This window comes from Rhizobium sp. 01L419 (assembly GCF_056400025.1).
The window spans coordinates 260,067-283,314 of sequence record NZ_JBFTSM010000003.1 but is presented as its reverse complement, the minus strand read 5'-3'; the positions used below and the strand labels follow the sequence as shown (position 1 = coordinate 283,314).

The 23,248-nt window shown below is 59.8% G+C and carries 24 protein-coding genes; 8 read left to right on the top strand and 16 right to left on the bottom strand.

The window, feature by feature from the left end; all coding sequences use genetic code 11:
- Window positions 1-68: 68 nt before the first annotated feature.
- From rpsT to AC1DUP_RS08360, 3 genes are all read left to right on the top strand, one after another.
- Window positions 69-347: a 30S ribosomal protein S20 gene (gene rpsT / locus AC1DUP_RS08370; protein ID WP_113298319.1), complete on the top strand. Its 279-nt coding sequence runs from the start codon at window positions 69-71 to the stop codon at window positions 345-347.
- A gap of 862 nt (window positions 348-1,209) precedes the next feature.
- A complete protein-coding gene (dnaA, locus tag AC1DUP_RS08365) occupies window positions 1,210-2,763 on the top strand; it encodes a chromosomal replication initiator protein DnaA (protein ID WP_113298601.1) in 1,554 nt (517 codons plus the stop codon).
- A gap of 132 nt (window positions 2,764-2,895) precedes the next feature.
- Window positions 2,896-3,978 (top strand): saccharopine dehydrogenase family protein, encoded by a 1,083-nt coding sequence (locus AC1DUP_RS08360; protein WP_477832402.1) that lies wholly within the window; start codon window positions 2,896-2,898, stop codon window positions 3,976-3,978.
- On the opposite strand, the gene gcvA is transcribed toward AC1DUP_RS08360, so the two are convergent.
- Complete coding sequence (gcvA, locus tag AC1DUP_RS08355) at window positions 3,975-4,859, bottom strand: transcriptional regulator GcvA (protein WP_477832401.1); 885 nt, start codon at window positions 4,857-4,859, stop codon at window positions 3,975-3,977. The two genes, AC1DUP_RS08360 and gcvA, sit on opposite strands and share 4 nt — an antisense overlap.
- Before the next feature lie 142 nt (window positions 4,860-5,001).
- Here gcvA and AC1DUP_RS08350 point away from each other — a divergent pair, with 142 nt between their 5' ends.
- Window positions 5,002-5,922, top strand: a complete 921-nt coding sequence (locus tag AC1DUP_RS08350) for a DMT family transporter (protein WP_477832400.1) — start codon at window positions 5,002-5,004, stop codon at window positions 5,920-5,922.
- A 6-nt stretch (window positions 5,923-5,928) separates the two neighbouring features.
- Here AC1DUP_RS08350 and hemW read toward each other — a convergent pair whose 3' ends face one another.
- The 4 genes from hemW to rph form a co-directional block, all read right to left on the bottom strand.
- Window positions 5,929-7,125, bottom strand: a complete 1,197-nt coding sequence (hemW, locus tag AC1DUP_RS08345) for a radical SAM family heme chaperone HemW (protein WP_477832399.1) — start codon at window positions 7,123-7,125, stop codon at window positions 5,929-5,931.
- A gap of 15 nt (window positions 7,126-7,140) precedes the next feature.
- Window positions 7,141-7,785 carry an RdgB/HAM1 family non-canonical purine NTP pyrophosphatase gene (gene rdgB, locus AC1DUP_RS08340; protein ID WP_113298324.1) on the bottom strand — a complete coding sequence of 215 codons (645 nt, stop codon included), beginning with the start codon at window positions 7,783-7,785 and terminating at the stop codon, window positions 7,141-7,143.
- Window positions 7,786-7,794: 9 nt separating this feature from the next.
- Window positions 7,795-8,211 carry a VOC family protein gene (locus AC1DUP_RS08335; RefSeq protein WP_113307754.1) on the bottom strand — a complete coding sequence of 139 codons (417 nt, stop codon included), beginning with the start codon at window positions 8,209-8,211 and terminating at the stop codon, window positions 7,795-7,797.
- A gap of 73 nt (window positions 8,212-8,284) precedes the next feature.
- On the bottom strand, window positions 8,285-9,001 hold the full coding sequence (gene rph / locus AC1DUP_RS08330) for a ribonuclease PH (RefSeq protein WP_113298602.1): 717 nt from the start codon (window positions 8,999-9,001) through the stop codon (window positions 8,285-8,287).
- A 177-nt stretch (window positions 9,002-9,178) separates the two neighbouring features.
- On the opposite strand from rph, the gene hrcA reads away from it, so the two are divergent.
- Window positions 9,179-10,267, top strand: a complete 1,089-nt coding sequence (hrcA, locus tag AC1DUP_RS08325; protein WP_113298326.1) for a heat-inducible transcriptional repressor HrcA — start codon at window positions 9,179-9,181, stop codon at window positions 10,265-10,267.
- A gap of 111 nt (window positions 10,268-10,378) precedes the next feature.
- Entirely contained in the window at window positions 10,379-11,014 is a 636-nt protein-coding gene (gene grpE / locus AC1DUP_RS08320) for a nucleotide exchange factor GrpE (RefSeq protein WP_113298327.1), read from the top strand.
- 74 nt (window positions 11,015-11,088) lie between these two features.
- Here grpE and AC1DUP_RS08315 read toward each other — a convergent pair whose 3' ends face one another.
- Window positions 11,089-12,033, bottom strand: coding sequence for a nucleoside hydrolase (locus AC1DUP_RS08315; RefSeq protein ID WP_113298328.1), 945 nt, complete (start codon window positions 12,031-12,033; stop codon window positions 11,089-11,091).
- Window positions 12,034-12,315: 282 nt separating this feature from the next.
- Between AC1DUP_RS08315 and AC1DUP_RS08310 the strand changes: the two genes are divergently transcribed.
- Together AC1DUP_RS08310 and AC1DUP_RS08305 are read left to right on the top strand one after the other, a co-directional pair.
- Entirely contained in the window at window positions 12,316-12,741 is a 426-nt protein-coding gene (locus AC1DUP_RS08310; protein ID WP_113298329.1) for an Hsp20 family protein, read from the top strand.
- A gap of 47 nt (window positions 12,742-12,788) precedes the next feature.
- Entirely contained in the window at window positions 12,789-13,046 is a 258-nt protein-coding gene (locus AC1DUP_RS08305) for a BQ00720 family protein (RefSeq protein ID WP_113298330.1), read from the top strand.
- Between the two features lie 358 nt (window positions 13,047-13,404).
- Here AC1DUP_RS08305 and trmB read toward each other — a convergent pair whose 3' ends face one another.
- The 10 genes from trmB to AC1DUP_RS08255 all read right to left on the bottom strand — a co-directional run bounded on the left by trmB (window position 13,405) and on the right by AC1DUP_RS08255 (window position 23,223).
- Window positions 13,405-14,106 (bottom strand): tRNA (guanine(46)-N(7))-methyltransferase TrmB, encoded by a 702-nt coding sequence (gene trmB / locus AC1DUP_RS08300; RefSeq protein ID WP_477832398.1) that lies wholly within the window; start codon window positions 14,104-14,106, stop codon window positions 13,405-13,407.
- On the bottom strand, window positions 14,103-15,356 hold the full coding sequence (metK, locus tag AC1DUP_RS08295) for a methionine adenosyltransferase (RefSeq protein WP_113298332.1): 1,254 nt from the start codon (window positions 15,354-15,356) through the stop codon (window positions 14,103-14,105). The genes trmB and metK overlap by 4 nt, the downstream gene beginning before the upstream one ends.
- Before the next feature lie 180 nt (window positions 15,357-15,536).
- Window positions 15,537-15,956, bottom strand: coding sequence for a helix-turn-helix domain-containing protein (locus AC1DUP_RS08290; protein ID WP_113298333.1), 420 nt, complete (start codon window positions 15,954-15,956; stop codon window positions 15,537-15,539).
- A 153-nt stretch (window positions 15,957-16,109) separates the two neighbouring features.
- A complete protein-coding gene (gene lnt / locus AC1DUP_RS08285) occupies window positions 16,110-17,714 on the bottom strand; it encodes an apolipoprotein N-acyltransferase (protein ID WP_477832397.1) in 1,605 nt (534 codons plus the stop codon).
- 78 nt (window positions 17,715-17,792) lie between these two features.
- Window positions 17,793-18,929 carry a hemolysin family protein gene (locus AC1DUP_RS08280; protein ID WP_113298335.1) on the bottom strand — a complete coding sequence of 379 codons (1,137 nt, stop codon included), beginning with the start codon at window positions 18,927-18,929 and terminating at the stop codon, window positions 17,793-17,795.
- Window positions 18,926-19,441: an rRNA maturation RNase YbeY gene (gene ybeY, locus AC1DUP_RS08275; RefSeq protein ID WP_477832396.1), complete on the bottom strand. Its 516-nt coding sequence runs from the start codon at window positions 19,439-19,441 to the stop codon at window positions 18,926-18,928. Before ybeY ends, AC1DUP_RS08280 begins: the two co-directional genes overlap by 4 nt.
- The gene (locus AC1DUP_RS08270) at window positions 19,441-20,493 is read right to left on the bottom strand and encodes a PhoH family protein (protein WP_477832395.1); all 1,053 of its coding nucleotides are present in this window, start codon (window positions 20,491-20,493) and stop codon (window positions 19,441-19,443) included. Before AC1DUP_RS08270 ends, ybeY begins: the two co-directional genes overlap by 1 nt.
- 18 nt (window positions 20,494-20,511) lie before the next feature.
- Window positions 20,512-21,921 (bottom strand): tRNA (N6-isopentenyl adenosine(37)-C2)-methylthiotransferase MiaB, encoded by a 1,410-nt coding sequence (gene miaB, locus AC1DUP_RS08265; RefSeq protein ID WP_477832394.1) that lies wholly within the window; start codon window positions 21,919-21,921, stop codon window positions 20,512-20,514.
- Between the two features lie 48 nt (window positions 21,922-21,969).
- A complete protein-coding gene (olsA, locus tag AC1DUP_RS08260) occupies window positions 21,970-22,767 on the bottom strand; it encodes a lyso-ornithine lipid O-acyltransferase (protein WP_477832393.1) in 798 nt (265 codons plus the stop codon).
- A gap of 27 nt (window positions 22,768-22,794) precedes the next feature.
- Window positions 22,795-23,223, bottom strand: a complete 429-nt coding sequence (locus AC1DUP_RS08255) for a ferric uptake regulation protein (protein WP_113298340.1) — start codon at window positions 23,221-23,223, stop codon at window positions 22,795-22,797.
- Window positions 23,224-23,248: the final 25 nt, after the last annotated feature.

The window sequence follows — 23,248 nt, the reverse complement described above, 5'->3', positions numbered from 1 at the left end:
GAATTGAGTGGCCGCAGGGCCAGCGCGGTAATGGCGGAGTTTTGTTCGAATTCTTGAGAGAGGCATCCATGGCCAATACAACCTCGGCGAAAAAGGCGACTCGCAAGATCGCTCGCCGTACCGCAACCAACAAGGCTCGCCGTTCGCGCGTTCGCACCTACGTTCGCCAGGTCGAAGAGGCGCTCGCGGCTGGTGATGCTGCCAAGGCAAAGGAAGCCTTCATTGTCGCTGAACCAGAGCTGGCACGCGCCGCAAGCAAGGGCGTCCTTCACGCCAACACGGCATCCCGCAAGGTCTCGCGCCTTGCTGCTCGTGTGAAGGCTCTTTCGGCCTCTGCAAGCGCCTAAATATTTCATTAACGAATTGCTCGTTATGATTAGCCCGGTAATTTTACCGGGCTTTTTCGATTCAGCTGGCCGCCGCGGATATAGTTAATCCGGCGACGATTTCGTGTCAGAGGCATGACAGGAAAAATTGTTTTAAAACAATGGCTTACGCAAGGATCCTTTCAAGGCTTGCGACTCTGGTCACGCAGCCCGTGGCCCCAAATGAGTCAAGAAGATTTTTTCTTTTTTCTTTTTATACGTGTCCAAAATAGCCCAGCAGGGGAATCTCCTTGATTCAAAAGCGATTCTTTTTTGACGTTGGTGTGACGCCCTAAAGGCCCCGCCGGAGTCAATGGCCGCTTGTTAATTTTGCGTAAAATTCATCGTTGATCTTGCCTTTTGATCCTGCCTAAATGGCGTCCAGCAAAGGGCGCGGACATCACCTGCAGAAGTCAGTCCAAACTGCCAAGTCGGCGGGATGATGACACTGTGTCACTTGCAACGGAGCGCACAGCTTCCGTTTTCTCAACGCACTCGACGACATTGTGCCGTGACGTGGCTGTCACGGGACGGGGACGTTTTGTGCGCTTCGTGGCCACACGTTTTGCGCGAGGCCAGGAGAAGGGCAGGGGATAGAGTAACATTGCGTTCGGGCTGGCAGGCGAAAAACGAGGATCGGCTGCCATCCTGACATGGAGAATTCGTGACGGTTGTCGCATGAACGCGACCACCGCAGGGGCTCCGTGTCGGTCCTGGAAACAGGACAGTGTTTGTGTGAACCGGCAGGCGGATGGCTCATGAGGGTGCCGTCGGCTTTGTCAAAGCGGGGAATGATCGGGCGGCTGTTAGCAAATGACCGCCCGAGGAAATGAAAGGCGGCATTATGCAGATGAATTCGATTACGACGGGTGCACTGGATAACGGGGAAGCTGCACAGCAGTCTTTCGGTTCCATTCACCTGGGCGCGAAGGAAGAAAAGACGGATATGAAGCATGGCGTTCTCTTCGACCGCGTTAGCGCGCGTCTGAAGGCACAAGTCGGTCCTGACGTCTATGCAAGCTGGTTTGCACGGCTCAAGCTTCATTCGGTTTCCAAGAGCGTCGTTCGTCTTTCCGTTCCCACGACCTTTCTGAAGTCGTGGATCAACAACAGGTATCTCGATCTCATCACCGGTCTTTTCCAGGCCGAAGATTCCGAAATCCTGAAGGTCGAAATCCTTGTGCGCACGGCAACGCGCATCGGTACGAAGGCGCTGGACGATGCAGTCTCCGTCGAGACGGTCACCCAGCCCACCCAGCTTCGCCGCCCGGCATCTGCCCAGCCGGCGGGGCAGATCGTTCAGCAGGCTGTTTCGGCCGCCGCTGCGGCGCGCCCGGCAAATGTCGGTTCGCCGCTCTTTGGCTCGCCGCTGGATTCCCGCTTCACCTTCGACACTTTCGTCGAGGGGAGCTCCAACCGTGTGGCGCTCGCCGCCGCAAAGACCATCGCGGAAGCAGGTCAGGGCGCTGTGCGCTTCAACCCGCTCTTTGTCCACGCGACCGTCGGTCTCGGCAAGACGCATCTGCTGCAGGCGATCGCCAATGCCGCCGTGCAGAACCCGCGTGGCCTGCGCGTTGTCTATCTGACGGCCGAATACTTCATGTGGCGTTTTGCGACCGCAATCCGCGACAATGATGCACTGACGCTGAAGGATTCGCTGCGTGCCATCGATCTTCTCATCATCGACGACATGCAGTTCCTGCAGGGCAAGATGATCCAGCACGAGTTCTGCCACCTGCTGAACATGCTGCTCGACAGCGCCAAGCAGGTTGTCGTCGCCGGCGACCGGGCGCCGTGGGAGCTGGAATCGCTCGATCCACGCGTCCGCTCGCGTCTGCAGGGTGGTGTTGCCATCGAACTCGATGGTCCCGACTACGAGATGCGTCTCGAAATCCTGAATCGTCGTCTTGCGGTCGCCCGTCTGGAAGATCCGTCCTTGGAAATCCCGACCGATCTGCTGCAGCACGTCGCCCGCAACGTCACGGCAAGCGGCCGTGAGCTGGAAGGCGCCTTCAACCAGTTGATCTTCCGCCGCTCCTTCGAGCCGAACCTGTCGATCGAGCGCGTGGATGAGCTTCTGGCCCATCTCGTCGGTTCCGGTGAGCCGCGCCGTGTGCGTATCGAGGATATCCAGCGTATCGTCGCGCGTCACTACAACGTCTCGCGACAGGAATTGGTCTCGAACCGCCGCACGCGTGTCATCGTCAAGCCGCGCCAGATCGCCATGTATCTGGCGAAGACACTGACGCCGCGCTCCTTCCCGGAAATCGGCCGCCGATTCGGCGGACGCGATCACACGACGGTTTTGCACGCCGTTCGCAAGATCGAGGAACTGATCTCGGGAGACACGAAGCTTTCGCATGAGATCGAGCTTCTGAAGCGCCTCATCAACGAATAGGCGGTGGATTGCCATCGCCATCCGACAGCCGGGAGCGATCCCGGCTGTTTTCTTTTATAAGTATTTTATTCTATACAGCCTCCACGTGAGAAAAACGCGCCAGTGAAAACGCCGGCGCTCGGGAGGATCTCAATGAGTTTTCAGAAAATTGCCGTGGTCGGCCTCGGCAAGGTCGGACGGCTGGCAGCGACGCTGTTGCATGAGGGCGGCTTCGAGGTGATCGGCGTCGATGCGCAACTGCCTCAGGGCGATCTCCCGTTTAAATGCCGATCCGGCGATATCACCAGTCCCTCCGTCATCGGCGAGTTGCTGTCGAGCGTCGAAGCGGTCCTGTCCTGCCTGCCCTATCATCTGAATATAGAGCTGGCTCGGGCGGCTCATCTCGCCGGCATCCACTATTTTGATCTGACCGAGGATGTGCCGACCACCAATTTCATCATCGAGCTTTCCAAGACCGCTCGCGGCCTGATGGCGCCGCAATGCGGCCTGGCGCCCGGTTTCGTCGGTATCGTCGGCGCAAGCCTTGCCGATGGCTTCGACCGCTGCCGCTCGATCCGCATGCGTGTCGGCGCCCTGCCGCAGAACCCGACCGGGCTTCTGGGTTATGCTTTCAATTGGTCGCCGGAAGGTGTGGTCAATGAATATCTGAACGATTGCGAGGTCATTGAGGGCGGCGTACGCAAGCTCGTCTCGCCCATGGAGTGGCACGAGACGATCTATGTCGGCGGCGTCAAGCTGGAAGCCTTCACGACCTCGGGCGGGCTAGGCACCATGTGTGACACCATGCTCGGCAAGGTCGACAATCTCGACTACAAGACGATGCGTTATCCTGGCCACATGGAGCTGATGAATTTCTTCTTCCACGAGCTTCTGATGCGCGACAGGCGCCAGCTTGCCGGCGAGATCCTGACCAATGCAAAGCCGCCGGTCGATGACGACGTCGTCTACGTGCATGTCGCGGCCGAAGGCACAGTCAATGGCGGCCTGCGCCGCAAGGAGTTCGTGCGCGCCTATTATCCGATCGAGATTGCCGGCGCACGGCGCACGGCGATCGCCTGGACGACGTCGGCTTCTGTGGTTGCCGTCATCGAGATGGTCCGCGACGGCCTGCTGCCGGCCAGCGGCTTCCTGCATCAGGAGCATATTCCGCTGGACATGTTCCTGAAGACGCCGACGGGCAGCCTGTTCAAGACAGGCGCGACTCATCGGAACTAGCTGTGAGCTTCTGAAAGCAGCCAGCGCCGGAAGGCAGCGACCGCCGGTCGTTCCAGCGCTGTGCCTGGATAGACCAGATGGTAGGCAAGCCTGCTTGCGAGCCCCAGCGGAAACGGCGCCACGAGCAGGCCTTCGGCAAGTTCCCTCCCAATGAAGGAGCGTCGCATCAGCGCCACGCCGAAACCCGATTTCATCGCCTCGAAGGCGCCGTTGCCGTCACTGAAGATCGGGCCGCGGGAGGCATCCACCCTGGTGGCGCCCGCTGCCGCCAGCCAGAGCTGCCAGTCGCGGCGGTAGACGTCGTGGATGAGCTGATAACCAGCAAGCTGATCCGGGGAAGGGTGAGCGCCGAGGGCCGCCGCAATCGCCGGCGTGCAGACCGGCACCAGTTCATCATCCACCAGACGCTCGCTGATCAGCCCCTCGTAGCCGCCAAGTCCGTGGCGGATGGCGAGATCGATCCCGTCACGTTCGAAATCGAACATGCGATGGGAGGCACTGATGCGCACATCGATATCAGGATGCATGTCCTCGAACCGCTGAAGCCGTGGCAACAGCCAGTGCGTCGCAAAACCGGCCGTACAGGTAAGCGCCAGTGAATTGCCGCGCCGCCGCGCCGTCAGCGATGCCGTTGCCTCGCGCACGAGTTGGAAGGCTGTGCGCAGCGTCGCGAAGTAATCGCGGCCCTCGGTCGTCAGCAGAATCTGCCGCGTACGCCGCTCGAAAAGCGACACGCCAAGCGAGGCCTCGAGATCGCGAATCTGCAAGCTGACAGCGCCCGGCGTGACATGCAGCTCGTGCGCTGCCTGCGTCATGCTGAGATGGCGCGCCGCTGCCTCGAAGGCGCGCAAGGCCGAGAGCGAAGGCAAGGGATCAACCATGATTTAGCTCAGCTCAATTATACGAGGAGAAATGCTCGTTTGCCGGACACGTAGAGATACTAATAAAAACAAATGTCTCTGGCAAATCTGCGTCGGTTTGCTCGAGAGAACGATTTAGCAAAGCTCGATGAAGGAGATTATCATGGCTGTACAGAGAACCATGGGAACCGGTGAATGGGCCATGCTGATCGTCTTGTCGCTTCTCTGGGGCGGCTCCTTCTTCTTCAACGGCATTCTGGTGAAGGCGCTGCCGCCTTTCACGATCGTGACCGCGCGCGTGCTACTTGCCGCCATCGCGCTCAATCTGATCGTGCGGGCGATGGGACATACCATGCCGCGCGACAGGCAGAGCTGGATCGCTTTCTTCGGCATGGGACTCTTGAATAATATGATCCCCTTCTGCCTGATCGTCTGGGGCCAGACGCATATTGCGAGCGGCCTTGCCTCGATCCTCAACGCCACGACGCCGCTTTTCGCCGTGGTCGTCGCCCACGTGCTGACGGCAGACGAGAAGCTGACGGCAAACCGTCTCTTCGGCGTGATTGTTGGTTTTGCCGGCGTAGCCTATATGATCGGCTTCGATGTCTTGAGGGATCTCGGTTCGAACGTGCTCGCCCAGCTCGCGGTCCTCGGTGCGGCCTTCTCCTACTCCCTGGCAGGCATCTGGGGCCGGCGATTCCGCCGGATGGGCCTGGCGCCTTTGATCCCAGCCGCCGGACAGGTGACGGCTTCGACTGTGCTCATGCTGCCGATCGCCCTGATTGCCGACCAACCCTGGACGCTCGCCATCCCCTCTGCCGAGACCTGGCTGGCGCTGCTCGGCCTCGCGATACTCTCCACGGCTGTGGCCTATGTTCTGTTCTTCCGAATCCTGGCCACGGCTGGAGCCACCAACCTGATGCTGGTAACCTTCTTGATCCCCGTCAGTGCGATCCTGCTAGGGGCGCTAGCGCTCGGCGAGCAGTTGCAGCTCAAGCATCTGATCGGCATGGCGCTGATCGCCGTCGGCCTTGCGGCGATCGATGGAAGGCTCGTCAACTTGGGGAAGAGGCGCACTGCCTGATGTGATTCAGCAGGCGAGGTCCGCGACGACGGAATCGAGGATCAGCATGCCTGACGGAGTGCAGCGCAGCCGCGAATTGCCGATCCGTTCGATGAAGCGGTGTTCCAGTAAAAACTCTTCGCGTTTCGGATCGAGATCGCGGCCGGAAAGCTGCTGCCAGCGAGCGAGATCGACGCCTTCTTTCAGGCGCAGGCCCATCAATAGCAGTTCGTCGGACTGTTCCTCGAAGCCGAGGCGCTCCTCGTCGACGATGCCGTGCCCGTCGCGCTCGACGAGGTCCAGCCAAGCCTCAGGTTTGCGTTCCGTAGCGGTTGCGATCTTTTCTGCGCCGCGCGTCAGGCGCCCATGCGCGCCAGGGCCGATGCCGGCATAATCACCGTAGCGCCAATAGGTGAGGTTATGTCGGCTCTCCGCGCCGGGCCGGGCGTGGTTGGACACCTCATAGGCAGGCAGTCCTTCACGCTCGGTGATTTCCTGCGTGGCCTCATAGAGTTCAGCGGACTGGTCCCCATCAGGCACGATCAGCTTTCCGGCCTTGTGCAGGCTATAGAAGGGCGTGCCTTCCTCGATGGTCAGCTGATAGAGCGAGAGATGATCGACCGCATAGGAGATCGCTTCCTTCAGTTCGCGCTCCCATTCTTCCACCGTCTGGTTCGGCCTGGCATAGATCAGGTCGAAGGACATGCGCGGGAAGATATCGCGCGCCAGCTTGATCGCCTTCAGCGCATCGGCGACGTCGTGCAGCCGCCCGAGGAATTTCAGGTCACGGTCGTTGAGCGCCTGCACGCCGAGCGACACACGGTTGACGCCGGCAGCGCGATAGCCGCGGAAGCGTTCGGCCTCGACGCTTGAAGGATTGGCCTCCATCGTGATCTCGATGCCATCAGGCACATGCCAGTATCGCGAAATGCCGTTAAGGATCGCATCGACCGTTTCCGGCTTCATCAGCGAGGGCGTGCCGCCGCCGAGGAAGATGCTGGTCACCGTCTTCGGCCCGCTCATCTGGCGGGCAGTGGCGATCTCCTTCAGGAAAGCGGCGACATAGCGCTCCTGATCGACCGGCTGATGCCGGACATGGCTGTTGAAATCGCAATAGGGACACTTCGCCGCGCAGAAAGGCCAATGCACATAGACCCCGAAACCGGGCTCGCCGGTATCGGGCAGAAGCTTTGCGTCGGGCATCAGCGCAGGCGACTCGATCATGTTCAAAGCTTGGCCCTATGCTTCCAGGCAGGTTTCGACAAAGAGCTTGAAGGCGCGGGCGCGATGCGACAGAGCCTGCGGTTTGCCGATACTCCAGCCATGCTTTTCTTCCGCGCTCATCTCGCCGAACGTCACATCATAACCTTCCGGCTGGAAAACCGGATCATAGCCGAAACCCTGCATTCCGCGCGGCGGCCAGGCGACGGTGCCTTCCACTTCGCCGCGGAAAAGCTCGGTATGGCCATCCGGCCAGGCAAGGCAGAGCACGCTGACGAAACGCGCGGTGCGCTGTTCGGGCTTCTTGGCGCCTGCCTTTTCCAGTGCCTTCTCGACCTTTTCCATCGCCATGCCAAAATCGCGGGTGCCGTTACCGGTCTCCGCCCAGTCGGCCGTGTAGACGCCGGGATCACCGCCGAGGGCATCGACGACGAGGCCGGAATCATCTGAAAGTGCCGGCAGGCCGGACGCTTCAGCCGAGGCGAGTGCCTTGATCGTGGCATTTTCCTCGAAGGTCGTCCCGGTTTCCTTGGGTTCGATGAAATTGAGCTCGGCAGCCGATTTGGCAGTAAAGCCGAGCGGCCCGATCAGATCTTGAATCTCTCGGATCTTGCCCTGGTTATGGCTGGCGACGACAATGGTCTTGGTTTCGAGCTTACGCATAAAATATCCTTATTCCATGCCCCAGATTTTCGCTTCCGCGCATTCCAGGCTATTGCCATCAGGATCGCGAAAATAAATGGATCGGCCACCCTGCGGCCAGTGAACCTCTGATTCAATACCGATACCGGCTGCCTGCAGCTTCCTGGCCATCTGATCGAGATAATCTCCCGAAACCCTGAAGCAGGCATGGCCCTTTCCGGTCGTGCCATGCGGCGGAACCTGCAGACTGTCAGGTGCCGGCGGCTTCATCGTTTCCTTCGGGTTAAAGATCAGCAGCACGCCCGGTCCACACCGGAAGAACACATGGCGGTTGCCCGACCGTGCGATCTTCTCGAGACCCAGCACATTCCCGTAGAAGGCTTCAGCCGCATCGAGATCTGCGGCATAAAGCGCGGTTTCAAGAATGCCTTCGATCGGGTGGGCCATTACCGCCTCTTGGTCCGCCTTGTCCCCGAAACGGGGACAAGGAAAATTCATTGATAGGCCCGAACGGATGCTCTCAGGCGATTGCCTGCTTCTGCAGGTCCACCAGTTCGGCGATACCGGCCTTGGCAAGGCCCATCAGCGAAGAAAATTCTTCCTCGGTGAAAGGCGTGCCTTCCGCCGTGCCCTGGATCTCGACGATGCCGCCGGCGCCCGTCATGACGAAATTGGCATCGGTTTCGGCGGAAGAATCTTCGAGATAGTCGAGGTCGATGACCGGCTGGCTGGCGAAGATGCCGCAGGAGATCGCCGCGACATGATCCTTCAGGACGCGGTCGGCCTTGATCATGTTGCGGGTTTCCATCCAGCGCAGGCAGTCGTAAAGCGCAATCCAGGCCCCGGTGATGGAGGCCGTACGCGTGCCGCCATCCGCCTGGATAACGTCGCAGTCGAGCGTAATCTGGCGCTCGCCGAGCGCGGTCAGATCGACCACAGCGCGCAGCGAACGGCCGATGAGGCGTTGGATCTCCTGCGTGCGGCCACCCTGCTTGCCGGTAGCGGCTTCGCGCTTCATACGCTCGCCTGTCGCGCGCGGCAACATGCCGTATTCGGCGGTAACCCAGCCCTTGCCGCTATTGCGCAGCCATGGCGGTGTCTTGTCTTCAAGGCTTGCCGTGCAGAGCACATGCGTATCGCCGAATTTCACCAGGCAGGAGCCTTCGGCATGCTTGGAAAAATTGCGCTCGAAGGAGACCTTGCGCATCTGGTCTGTTTTTCTGCCTGAAGGCCGCATTCTCTTCTCCTGAAACATGATGCCGAAAAGCGTGAGCGGTTCCCGGCAATGCCATGCCTGCATCTGTATTGTCGCCCGCTTCTACGATTGGCTGCGTGCATTTGCAAATTCCCTTTTGCCACGGGGGTAAGTTTGGCTATATTTCCCGGATATCATTCAGTACGGGTGCGAAAGTTCATGAGCTACAGGTCGACATCGGTTTCGGATGCCGTGGCCGCGCTGGATGAACGATCCAAGGAAATCTTCCGACGTATCGTCGAAGGTTATCTGGAGCACGGCGAACCGTTGGGTTCCCGCAATCTGTCACGTCTTCTGCCCATGTCACTGTCGCCAGCCTCTGTGCGCAATGTCATGAGCGACCTGGAAGAACTGGGGCTCATCTATTCGCCGCATGTGAGTGCCGGCCGCCTGCCCACGCAGGTGGGGCTGCGCTTCTTTGTCGATGCCTTCATGCAGGTCGGCGATCTCTCTGTGGAGGAGCGCGCCAGTATCGACCGCCAGGTGCGGGCCGGAAACCGCGACAATCCCGTGGAATCGATGATGAACGAGGCAAGTCGCATGCTCTCGGGCATTTCGCGCGGCGCCGGCCTCGTCATCACGTCCAAGAGCGATTCGGTGCTGAAGCATGTCGAGTTCATCCGCCTGGAGCCTACCAAGGCTCTGGCCGTGCTTGTCGGTGATCACGATCAGGTGGAAAACCGAATCATCGAGCTGCCCGCCGGCGTTACCTCTTCGCAGCTCACCGAAGCCGCAAATTTCCTCAACGCGCACATGACCGGGCAAACGCTGCCGGAATTGCGCCTGCAATTGAGCCGACTGAAAGATGAAGTTCGCCACGAGCTCGATGCGCTGTCGCGGGATCTCGTGGAGCGTGGCATTGCCGTATGGGCCGGCAACTCGGACGAGACAAAGCCAGCGCAACTCATCATCCGCGGCCGCGCAAACCTGCTGGAAGGCGTGGGCGGGGCGGAAGACCTCGACCGTCTGCGCCTGCTCTTTGACGACCTGGAGAAGAAGGACAGCTTGATCGAGCTCCTGAACCTTGCTGAAAGCGGACCCGGCGTGCGCATCTTCATCGGTTCGGAGAACAAGCTCTTCTCGCTTTCCGGCTCCTCCCTGATCGTTGCCCCCTATCGCGATGACGACGACCGCATTGTCGGAGCGGTGGGCGTGATTGGCCCGACGCGGCTTAATTATTCCCGCATCGTGCCGATGGTGGACTATACGGCCCAGCTCGTGTCGCGCCTTTCGCGCGGATCTCTCTGATCCCTCACGCGAAACCGGCTGAATTTCAGCTTCTTCGTCACGCAGACTTGATTTTTTCCGGCCAAACATCGATATCGGGCGCATCTGAGAATATATGAACCGGAGACCGTCATGACTGATGAAACGACGCAAAACGGACCTGACGCAGCTGCGGCAGAAGCCGCAGCCGACGCTGCCGCAAACGTCGAGAATGAAGCCGTGAAGGAAGCAGCTGCAAGCGAACCAGATCCGCTTGAGCTTCTGAAGGCCGAGAATGCCGAACTGCGCGACCGCTATTTGCGGCTCGCTGCTGAAATGGACAATCTGCGCCGCCGCACGGAGCGCGAGGTCAAGGATGCCAAGTCCTATTCTGTCGCAGGCTTCGCTCGCGACATGCTGGCCGTATCGGACAACCTGCGCCGCGCGCTCGACGCCATTCCTGCCGAAGTGAAGGAAACGGCTGATGCCGGCCTGACCACGCTGATTGAAGGTGTGGATATGACCGAGCGTTCAATGCTCTCGGCTCTCGAGCGCCACGGCGTTCGCAAGCTGGAGCCGGTTGGCCAGAAGTTCGACCCGAACTTCCATCAGGCGATGTTCGAAGTGCCGAATACCGAAGTGCCGAACAATACGGTCGTGCAGGTGGTGCAGGCCGGTTTCTCCATCGGCGAACGCGTGCTGCGCCCGGCCATGGTCGGCGTTGCCAAGGGTGGTCCGAAACTCGTCGAAGCCGAGGCCAACTCGGTGCTGGACGAGAAGGACGCCTAAGACAATAAGGACCCCTGACAATTAAGAAAAGGCCGCGCTGGCGGCCTTTTCTGTTCCTGTCTAACCTTGGTGGATCATATCCGCGCGAAGCGCTCGATCAGCAGATCGAAGAATCCGTCGGCATCCACGTGGCGCATGACCTTCGCATTGCGCTTGCGGTCGGTCACATGCCACCAGTCGACGACCGTCATGCCGACTGTCAGCTCCGACGTCACCTCGATCTCGACATTGCAGTCCCGGCCCTTGAAGAGTTCGGGTTTCAGCAGGTAGGCCACCGTCGTCGGGTCGTGCAGCGGGCCGCCGTCCGAGCCGTATTTTTCGATGTCGAAGCGCTCGAAGAATTCCAGCATCTCCACCATCGCCTTGGCCGGCGCGGTGCCGATCTCGGCCATCCGCTTCACCCGGTCCTTGCGGGTCAGAAGCTGGTGCGTGACGTCGAGCGGCATCATGACGACAGGCACGCCCGAGCGAAACACAATGTCGGCCGCTTCCGGATCGACGTAGATGTTGAATTCCGCAGCCGGCGTGATATTGCCGCCTTCAAAGAAACCGCCACCCATCATCACAAGCTCGCGGATACGCGGAATGATGTCGGGCGCCTTCCGGAAAGCCATGCCGATATTGGTCAGCGGTCCGAGCGTACAGAGCGTGACGGTGCCTTCCGGCTCGCGTCGCAGCGTTTCGATAATGAAGTCGACGGAATGCTGTGCCTGCAGCGGCATCGTAGGCTCGGGAAGGGTCGGGCCATCGAGGCCGGTCTTGCCATGCACATGCTCGGCGGTGACCAGCTTGCGGGCGATCGGCCGGTCGGCGCCGGCAAAGACCTTGATGTCAGTCCGCTCGCAAAGCTCGCAGATGATGCGTGCGTTGCGGCTCGTCAAAGACAGCGGCACATTGCCGGCGACGGTGGTGATGCCCAGCACGTCAAGCTCTTGCCTGCTGCCGAACGCCAGCATGATCGCGGCGGCATCGTCCTGGCCGGGGTCGGTGTCGATAATGATCTTTCTCGGTTCTGCCATCCGAATCGTTCCATCCTCTGGTGCGCGTCGCTCTGGCATGCACCTTCTCATTGTCTTCATGCTCCCGTAACAAATCAGCACATCGCGCCGGGGCATGTTTTGATGCGGGGCGTTGCGTCCTTTGTCAAGGAAGCGGTCTTGTGAGGCTTCGCCTTAAAATGGGGGAGGCCTGGTTGGGTGGCCATCGCGCCTTGCAGCGGGCAACCGTCGTTCCCATATTAGCGGTACCCGGATGCTGCTTGTGAGGTCCGGAGAGGTCGCTTGCATCAAGGACTTTGGAACATGAGTCGCATTACCCCTTTCGCCAGCCCGCTGCTTCTGGGCTTCGATGCCATGGAAAAGACGCTTGAGCGGATTTCCAAGGCAAGCGACGGATATCCACCCTATAACATAGAACGCATCGCCGCAGGTTACGACGCGCCTGAACGGCTCCGCATCACGCTTGCCGTTGCCGGTTTCAGCGAAGAAGACCTCGATGTTTCCACTGAGGAAAACCAGCTTCTGATCCGTGGCCGCCAGGTCGATCAGGGCGAGCGCGATTATCTCTATCGCGGCATTGCGGCCAGGCAGTTCCAGCGCACCTTCGTTCTCGCCGATGGCATGCAGGTTCTAAGCGCAAGCCTCAAGAACGGTCTGCTGTCGGTTGATCTAATTCGCCCGGAACCGGCCCGCATGGTCAAGAAAATTAACATTTCGGTTTCACAGTAGCACAACGGTTTGCTGAACCGTTGGTCCCTTCTCCCGGAGGAACAGGAATGTTGATGAAAGAAGCCACGTCGCGTTTGACCAAGTCCGAACTTGCCGGCATCGGCAATGGCGAGGTCGCCTATATCCGCAAAATACGCAACGAAGAGGTTGCAAGGTGCTTCCCTGAGGCGCCGGATATCGATCCAAGCGTTGATCTCTGGGCATTGTTCGGCGCCGATGGTACGCCGATCCTGCTGACGGATAACCGCTCCAGCACCTTCTTCAAGGCTGCCGAAGACGAGCTGAAGACGGTCAGCCTGCATTGATCACGACCGGCCTGCCGCAGGGCTGGCCGTCAGAATGCATGTGTGAATAAGGGCAATGGGCGATGCAAGGGCCACATGTGGGTCCCTTGCCCATGCGTATAGCCGCCTTCCAGCGTTTTCCCGTTTTCGACAACGCTGAGACTGCGGCCGATGCGATATCGAGCGATTTGCTCTGAGCCGATGCGCGTGGCGTCGATCTTGCTCTCTTTCCGAATCCTCCAGGGACATACGACCAGCAGCGCTTGGTTGAGAGCCGTGCGGTATCGCTCGGCAGTCCGGCATTCTTTCGATCCTCGAAAACCTTCCGGCGACAAGGGCAACCGCCGTCATCGGCTGTTCCGAACGCTGTGGCGATCGGTCAGACGCGCTTGAACGTGAGATAGGCCGAGGAGCGGCCTTCGCGGCGCGCCTTGGCTTCATAGCGGGTGCTCGGCCAGCCTTCATAGGGCGTCAGCCAGTCGGCGGCATTTTCCGCCATCCATTCAAAGCCGCCATGGTCGCGGCATTTCAACAGAGTCCAGTTCACATAGGTGTCGATATCCGAGGCGAAGCAGAAGAGCCCGCCTGGCTTCAGCACGCGGTGGAAACGGTCGAGATTGGTTTTCGAGACGAAGCGCCGCTTCCAGTGCTTCCGCTTCGGCCAGGGATCCGGATAGAGCAGGTCGATCTGATCGAGGCAATGATCGGGAAGCCAGTCGAGGAGCTGCGTAGCGTCGTCATTGTAGACGCGCACGTTGCGCGCACCCGTTTCGTCGACGCGCGCCAGCAGCTTCTGCATGGAGTTCACAAAAGGCTCGACGCCGATAAAGCCCGTTGGCGGTGTTTCCAGCGCGCGATGAATGAGATGTTCTCCGCCACCGAAGCCGATCTCCAGCCGCATTCTTTCGACCGGATCAGGGAAGAGATTCTTCGGCGGCTCCGGGGGAGCCGCCGAAAGGTCGATGAGGAATGCCGGGAGCAGGGTGGTGAGCCTTTCGGCCTGCTGTTCGCGCAGCGCCTTCCCCTTGCGGCGACCGAAGAAGGCTTCGGTCGCGCGGCCCCGGCGTTCCATGTCCGTCATGCAGCAGCCTTGGTCTTGACGGCGTCCTTGAGGCCCTTCACGAGATCCGTGCGCTCCCAGGAGAACGAGCCGTCCCGGCCGGCCTTGCGCCCGAAATGGCCGTAGGCCGAGGTCTTGGCATAGATCGGCTTGTTCAGGTCGAGGTGACGGCGAATGCCCGACGGCGACAGGTCCATGTTCTCGCGGATCGCAGCTTCGACCTGGTCCTCGGAAACACCCTTGCCGGTGCCGTGTAGGTCGACATAGATCGACAGAGGCTGGGCAACGCCGATAGCGTAGGAGAGCTGGATCGTGCAGCGGTCGGCAAGGCCGGCGGCTACGACGTTCTTGGCGAGGTAGCGGGCAGCATAGGCAGCCGAACGGTCGACCTTGGTCGTGTCCTTGCCGGAGAATGCGCCGCCGCCATGCGGAGCAGCGCCGCCATAGGTGTCGACGATGATCTTGCGGCCGGTCAGGCCGGCGTCACCATCCGGGCCGCCGATGACGAATTTGCCGGTGGGGTTGATGTACCACTTGCAATCGTCAGCGATCTTCAGGTCGCCAAGGGCTTCGCGGATATAGGGTTCGACGACGCTGCGAACCTTCTTCGAATCCCAGCTGTCGTCGAGATGCTGGGTGGAAAGAACGATCGAGGTGGCTTCCGCAGGCTTGCCGTCGACGTAGCGTACGGTGACCTGGCTCTTGGCGTCGGGGCCGAGCTTTGCGACTTCGCCTTCGCCCTTCTTGCGGGCGGTAGCGAGCAGCTGAAGGATCTTGTGGGAATAGTAGATCGGCGCCGGCATGAGGTCTGGGGTTTCCTTGCAGGCGTAGCCGAACATGATGCCCTGGTCGCCGGCACCTTCGTCGCCCTGCTGGTCGGCGGCGCTGTCCACGCCCTGCGCGATGTCGGCAGACTGCGAGTGGAGCAGCACGTCGATCTTGGCCTTCTTCCAGTGGAAGCCGTCCTGCTCGTAACCGATGTCCTTGATGGCGCGGCGGGCCGCAGCCTTGAACTTCGACGGATTGATGACGTCGTTGCCGTCCTTATCCTTCTTCATCAGGCTCGGCGGCAGGCGAACTTCGCCGGCGATGACGACGCGGTTGGTCGTTGCAAGGGTTTCGCAGGCAATGCGCACGCCCCACGGATTGACGCCTGTCTTTGCCGCTTCGCGGTAAACCAGATCGACGATCTCGTCGGAGATGCGGTCACACACCTTGTCCGGATGACCTTCGGCAACAGATTCGCTGGTAAAGAAATAATTCGCGCGCATTTCGGGATTCCCCTCAAAGAACAAAAGCGGTCTAGTAGGTACTCATTTCGTGCCACAATGACAAGCACAGAAGGACATAAATATATCTTTATATCTACGGCGAAATGACAAATTTTGCCCCAAAAACGCAAAAAGACGGCCTTTTGAGCCGCCCTTGAGTTTTCCTGAGCGTGGGGACGCTCAGTCGGAGTCGGCCTCCGCCGCCAGTGCCTTCACCAGTTCGACGACCTTGCGACGAACCTTGGGATCGGTGATCTTTACAAATGCGCGGTTGAGCTGAAGTCCCTCCGAAGAGGAGAGGAAATCGACGACATAGTTCGAACTCGAGGCTTCCGACATGCCACTCAGAGCACCGGAATGTTCGCCGGGAGCGTCTTCGAAGAAGAAGGAAACGGGGACGTTGAGGATGCTTGAAATATTCTGGAGTCGACTGGCGCCAACGCGGTTGGTGCCCTTCTCGTATTTCTGGATTTGCTGAAAGGTGATGCCGAGGCTTTCGCCGAGCTTCTCCTGACTCATTCCCAACATAGTACGGCGAAGTCGAATGCGGCTGCCGACATGAATGTCGATAGGATTCGGCTTCTTCTTATTTTCAATCATGGTCGTGCCCTAGCAAAGAAAAATTCAACCTTGTTCTAACCGGCATGCCCTGACCTCATTCCGTAACGCCACGTTGCAAGTCGCGATAACCCACCTTGAAGCATACGTTACTAACGCCGATTGCTGCCACTATGCAATTTTAGGGGTTTTTGGTCAATTCAACCTGAAAATAAAACCCCTGCGTGAAATTAGCGCAATCAGTATCAGTAACGTTTCAGTCAACCAGAAGTAAGTTTGGCGGGGGTATGATCTCCAGTTGCTTTTTTCAAATCCATCGAGAGTTGCATCAATAAAGCCAATTTCGTCCAATTTTAGGCCTGACACGATTTTGCCGCGCGGGTCTACAACCGCCGAAATTCCACTATTCGCATCGCGAATCAGCGGCAAACCGGTTTCGACCGCTCGTACGCGCGCCTGCTGAAAATGCTGGTAGGGACCGGGTGTTGACCCGAACCAGCTGTCATTCGTGATGTTGAGAATGGCATTCGCTTGGCCGATGTCGCCTGTCATTTCATCTGGGAAGATGATCTCGTAGCAGACGAGCGGATAGAATTTCAGCCCGCTAGGAAGCTCGAGCAAATGACGGCTGGCGGCGGCCGAAAAACCACCCGGCATCTCCACCACATTCTGGATACCGAGTTCGTTGAACATGTCTTCGAAGGGAAGATATTCACCGAAGGGAACGAGGTGCACCTTGTCGGAGGCGGCGACGATCTGCCCGCGTCCGTCGATGACATAGATCGAGTTATAATAGCGTGTGGGGTAGCCGGGACCGAGTTCTTCGGCGCGCACGGCGCCCGCGATCAGGATCTGGTCGTCGTCGAGCGTATCGGCGATCCGCGTCAGCGCATCCTTGTTATCGGTGAGGATGAATGGGATCGAGGTTTCCGGCCAGACGATGATGTCAGGCTTCTTGCCACCGTCTTTGGGAGCCTCCGTCGAAAGCTTGAGATGTGTCTCGAAGATCGCCTCGCGATCTGCATCATTGTCCATCTTGATGGCCTGGTCGATTGCAGGCTGCACCAGGCGAACCACAGGCCGCTTGTCCTCGGGCAAGGGCTCGGGTTTCGGCGTGAGATAGAGGATATAGGCGCCGTAACCGAGATGCGCTGCAAAGAGGATTGCCGCGAGGCTGATACCGAGCTTCGCTCCCTGCCGGGTTCCGAGCAGAGCGGGGGCGGCAAAGACGAAGACCGAGAGAGCCGTTACCCCCATGGTGCCGATCACATGCGCGGACTGCATCATGACAGGCACGGGCATCATGGCATAGCCGATGGCGTTCCACGGAAAGCCGGTGAAGATGAAGCTACGCACCCACTCAAGCAGGCCGAAGCTGGCAGCAAGTGCTGCAATCCGCCCCATGCCGTCGGACCAGAAGATACGGGCAAGTCCTGCAGCCAACCCGTAAAAGATGGCAAGACAGGCCGGGAGCCCGAGGATGGCGAGCGGCAAAGCCCAGGCAAATTCCTCTGAATCGATCAGCAGCGCATGCCCAAGCCACCAGAGCCCGGCAACGAAATAGCCGAAGCCGAACAGCCAGCCGGTCGCAAATGCCGGCCAGAGCCGACCTGGCAGACCACTCTCCGGCGAGGCGGCCGCCCCGTCGATCAGCCAGACGAGCAGCGTGAAGGAAACGAACATCGCGGCGAAGAAGCCGACGGGAGGTAGCGCCAGCACGCCAAAGGCACCTGCTGCGATCGCAAGCAATGACCGTTTGAAACCCCAGACGAGGATAACCCTGTCCGCAAGCCGCTCCATGCGCACTCCCATCAAAGCCGCGAATCAATCCAATCGCAGTCTTTCAAAAAAGTGCGCGCTTGTCGTCTTACGGAAAGGTCAGTTTGCGGTCGATTCAGCCGGCCGATCGTCGTTTCCGTCGCCGATGAGCGGCCCGTCACCATCCGCCTTGGCGCGGCGGCGGATCGCCTGGCGCTTACGGGTAATGCGTACCCGCTTGATGCGGCGTGGATCGGCGTCGAGAATGTGGAATTCAAAATCGGGCAAAGCCTGCACGACTTCGCCGCGCACCGGGATACGCCCGAGCGCCGAGAAGATCAGGCCGCCCAATGTGTCGACCTCGTCGATCTGCTCGCTGATGTCGAAATCAGGGCCGATGGCTTCGGCAATTTCCTCGAGTTCGACGCGGGCATCAGCGACGAACATGTCCTCCGAAACGCGCTTGAACATCACTTCTTCATCGTCATGTTCGTCGTCGATATCGCCGATCACCATTTCGACGATGTCCTCATGCGAGGCAAGACCGTCGGTGCCGCCATATTCGTCGATGACCAGTGCCATCTGCGTACGGTTTACCTGCATGCGACGCAGCAGATCGGAGGCGAGCATTGAGGGCGGCACGAAGAGGATCTGTCTGATGATACCGGTTTCGGCGAGCGTCTTCTGCAGGTCGACGCGTCCAAGATCGAAATTAGGTTTGGCCGAGCGTGGCGCCTTCTGGATATTTTCCGGAGAGACCTCGATGGCCGGCGTGCCTGCTACAGGCTTCGTGCCGCTGCGGCGCTTGTTGCGCGCCTGCTTGGCAACATAGGAAAGAAGGTCGCGGATATGCACCATGCCGCGCGGGTCATCGAGCGTTTCGGCATAGACCGGCATGCGCGAGCGGCCGCTTTCCTCGAAGAGGATCATCAACTCGCCGATCGTGATGTTCTGGTCGACCGCCTCGATATCGGCGCGCGGCACCATGACGTCGGCGACGCGTACCTCGCGGAAGCGCAGGATATTGTGAAGCATCGCGCGTTCGTCGGGCGCAAAGGCATCGGCCGCTGCCGGGTCTGTCATCAGCGCATCGGCGATGTCTTCGCGTAGGCGCGAGCCCTGTTGCGGTCTTAAGATGCGCGCGGCGCGTGACCAGAAGGATGGCGGTCGGTGTCGACTACTGCCACCCTCGTCGGAAGAGGAGGATTGGTCGGAGTCCTTGGCGTCTGACGCCGGCTTCGTTGAAAAGTCGCTCATGGTTCCATTTTAAGGTCTTGACCCTCGTAGGGGTCAGATAGGCCGAGTACTGCTAAAATGCGAGTCTCCAGCCCCTCCATAATTTCGGCTTCGTTATTATTCATATGGTCGTAGCCGAGCAGATGCAAGAAACCATGCACCATAAGATGAGTGAGATGATCGTCAAAGCTCTTTTCGAGCTCATGCGCCTCGCGCTCTACCGTTTCCCGGGCGATGATGATATCGCCGAGCATCGGGCCGGGCATTTTGCCGGGTTTGACCGGGAAGGCTGGAAACGACAGCACATTGGTCGGCTTGTCCTTGCCGCGCCATTCCGCATTGATGTCCTGGATGGAGGCATCGTCGGTAAAGACGAGCGAAACTTCCGGCGGCATCGTCGGGAAGGGCTGCTGTTCTTCTTCCCGCAAGTAGGTGACCGCCGCACCCAGCACGCGTTCGCCAAGGGCATGCAACACATCTTCAGCGGGCCAGCCCGTGTCCTCGATGCTGATCTGTATGTCGAGCTCGGCCATCAGTCCTGCCGACTGGCCTCTTCGTTTGCCGCTACATAGGTCGCGTCATAGGCCTTGACGATGCGGCCGACCAACGGATGGCGCACAACGTCGACATCCCTGAAGCGCACAATCGAGATGCCCTCGACATCGTTCAGCAGGTGCAGCGCTTCCACGAGGCCGGATTTGACGCCGCGGGGCAGGTCGATCTGGCTCGGGTCGCCGGTGATGATCATACGCGAATTCTCGCCGAGACGCGTCAGGAACATCTTCATCTGCATCGCCGTGGTGTTTTGGGCCTCGTCGAGGATAACGGCGGCGTTGGCGAGCGTGCGTCCGCGCATGAAGGCGAGCGGCGCGATTTCGATGACGCCGGCGGTGATCGCCCGTTCGACCTTGTCGCCGGGGATCATGTCATAAAGCGCGTCGTAGAGCGGGCGCAGGTAAGGATCGACCTTCTCCTTCATATCACCCGGCAGGAAGCCGAGGCGTTCGCCGGCTTCCACGGCCGGCCGCGAAAGGATGATCTTCTCGACGGCGCCGCGTTCCAGAAGCTGGGCTGCGTGGGCGACGGCGAGATAAGTCTTGCCGGTACCGGCCGGGCCGACGCCGAACACCATCTCCGAGCGCTCAAGCGCCCGCATATAGGCATCCTGTGTCGGCGTGCGCGCGATGATCGTCTTCTTGCGCGTAGAAATCTGCGCCATCGTCAACTTGGCTTTTTTCTCCATCGTCGGCAGCGTGAGCTGGTCGTCGGCTGCAACCGCCATGCGGATTGCGCCTTCCACGTCTGAACGCTCCACACTGCCGCCTTTCTGGAGTTTTTCATAGAGGTAATCGAGTGTGCGTCGCGCCTGATTGGTCGCCAGCACATCGCCCGTAATGACGACGGAGTTGCCACGCGCCCGCGCATCGATATGGAGCCGCTGTTCCAAGAGCTTCAGGTTCTGATCGAACTGTCCGAAAAGTTCGCTGGCGAACCGGTTGTTCTCGAACGTCAGGACGAAGTGATTGGCGTCGCTCGCAATGCGTGGGTGGCGCGGTGAAGATGAAACCAATTCCTGTCCGTTCAAGCGGTCGAGCTCCTTGGGTTAGACCTCAGCCTCTGCGCGTTCGGCAAACAGGCTGTTGGTTCCGGTTCCTGTGATTCGCACTTTAATAATGTCACCGATTTGCGATGCTTTTGCATCAACATTCACAGACTGAAGCCAGGGAGAACGTCCGATGAGCTGGCCCGGCATGCGGCCGGGCTTTTCCAGGAGAAGATCGATTTCCTTGCCGACGCAGGACTCGTTGAATTCCTGCGTCTGCTTGAGAAGCAGCGCTTGCAGGCGTTCCAGCCGTTCTGCTTTGATTTCTTCCGGCACCTGGTCCTTCAATTCCGCACCGGGCGTACCCGGCCGCGTCGAATATTTGAACGAGAAGGCCTGTGCATAACGAACCTCCTCAACGAGTTTTAGTGTATCCTCAAATTCGCCGTCTGTCTCCCCCGGAAAGCCGGTAATGAAGTCGCCCGAGAGCGCGATATCGGGGCGGACCTTGCGGATGCGCTCGATGAGGGAAAGATATTCAGCTGCCGTGTGGCGGCGGTTCATCGCCTTGAGAATGCGGTCCGAACCGGCCTGGACCGGCAGGTGCAGGTAAGGCATCAGCGTGCTAAGGTCACGATGAGCCTCGATCAGCCGGTCGTCCATGTCGCGCGGATGGCTAGTCGTGTATCGAAGCCGTGCAAGGCCGCGGATATCGGCAAGCCGGTAGAGCAGGTCGCCAAGGCTCCACTCTTCGCCCTTCGGGCCGAGGCCGTGCCAGGCATTGACGTTCTGGCCGAGCAGGGTGATTTCGCGCACGCCGCCATCGACCAGCCTCATCGCCTCCTCGACGATCTGCGAGACCGGTCGCGAAACCTCCGAGCCGCGCGTATAGGGCACGACGCAGAAGGTGCAGAATTTGTCGCAGCCTTCCTGCACCGTCAGGAAGGAGGTCACGCCGCGGGCACGGATCTTCGGCGCCTCGGCAATCGGCAGATGCTCGAACTTGTCCTCGATCGCATATTCCGTATCGACGACGCGGTGGCCTTCCTTGGCGCGGCGCAGCGCCTCCGGCAGGCGGTGATAGGTCTGCGGGCCGATGACGACATCGACAGCCGGCGCACGGCGCAGGATTTCCTCGCCCTCGGCCTGTGCCACACAGCCGGCAACACCGATCATCATCTCGCGGCCGTCGGCAGCCTTGCGCTTCTTCATCTCGCGCAGTCGCCCGAGCGCGGAATAGACCTTCTCGGCAGCCTTCTCGCGGATATGGCAGGTATTGAGCAGGACGAGGTCGGCCTCTTCCATGTCCTCGGTTGGCTCATAGCCGTCGCGGGCAAGAGCATCGCTCATGCGCGTCGAGTCATAGACGTTCATCTGGCAGCCATAGGTCTTGATGAAAACCTTGCGGCTGTTGGAGCCATCGCGGAGAGAAACCTCCGGGGCCTGAAGAAGGGCGCTGTCCTGGGTCATGGCGCGTTATCTAGTGGTTTTTGGCGCGCGAGAAAAGGGACTCTTGCCTCAGCCGACGTTGCGGCCGCGAAGGCTGCTGTTCAGCAGGTTGCGGATGCGGGCGGCGATCGTCGCGCTGACGTCCTTGCGATTGGTCTTCTCGCCATATTCGATCGCCTCGCCGAAGGAGACTTCGGCATCGATGGCACCACATTTGAAGATGTCTTTGAGATGCGGCAAAAGCTCGATATCGCCCGGCCATGCGGCGAGCGGGCGGTGATAGCGGCCCATGGCGATACCGTGCACCTGCGTATAGACAATGGAAACCGGCTGGACCATGACAGAACCGGTCGGGGAATGCGGCACGGCCATGGCGGCTGCACCGAAGAGCGACGATTTGACCTCCAGCAGGCGATTGCCGTCAGAGGTCGTTCCCTCGGGAAAAAGCACGACGATTTCGCCGTCTGCCATACGGCCGGCGATTTCGTTCGCCTGATCGCCGGTGCGGCGTTTTTCCTCCCGCACCACGAAGACGCTCTTCTGCAGCTTGGCGAGAGTGCCGAAAATCGGCCAGTCGCGCACCTCGATCTTGGCGATGAAGGCAACGTCTGCAACGGCCGACATGACCATGATGTCCATCCACGAGGAGTGATTGGAGCAGAGCATCAGCGGCCGGCGTCTCTCAAGTGTGCCGCGCACGCGAATGCGGATGCCGAGACAATAGCAGACGATGCGATGCCAGTGTCGGGGCAGGGTGCGACGCAGCTTCCAGTTAAAATAAAGCGCCAGCACCTGCAGCGGCATGAGCAGGATGCTGACGACAATGATGACGGTAATGGCGAAGGCAATGCGCAGCCTGACGATCAAATGCGGCGCTCCCGGACTGCCATGGTATCAGATTTCGTCTTTCTTCAGCGGGATGCCGTAGAGTTCGAGGCGGTGGTCCACGAGCTTGAAGCCGTGTTCGCGTGCGATCCGCTCCTGCAGCGCCTCGATTTCCGGTGAGCGAAATTCGATCACGGCGCCGGTCTTCAGGTCGATCAGATGATCGTGATGTTCTTCGGGAACCGTCTCGTAGCGGGAGCGGCCATCACGGAAATCGTGCCGGGCGATGATGCCGGCGTCCTCGAACAGCTTCACGGTGCGATAGACCGTCGAGATAGAAATCTTGGCATCGACCTTGACGGAACGCCGATAAAGCTCCTCGACATCGGGATGATCTTCGGAATCCTCGAGAATACGCGCGATCACCCGGCGCTGCTCGGTCATGCGCATGCCGCGTTCAGCGCAAAGCTCCTCAAGGGTCTTGGCTTCCTCAGTCATGGCTGCCTTCTCGCTATTCCTGTCG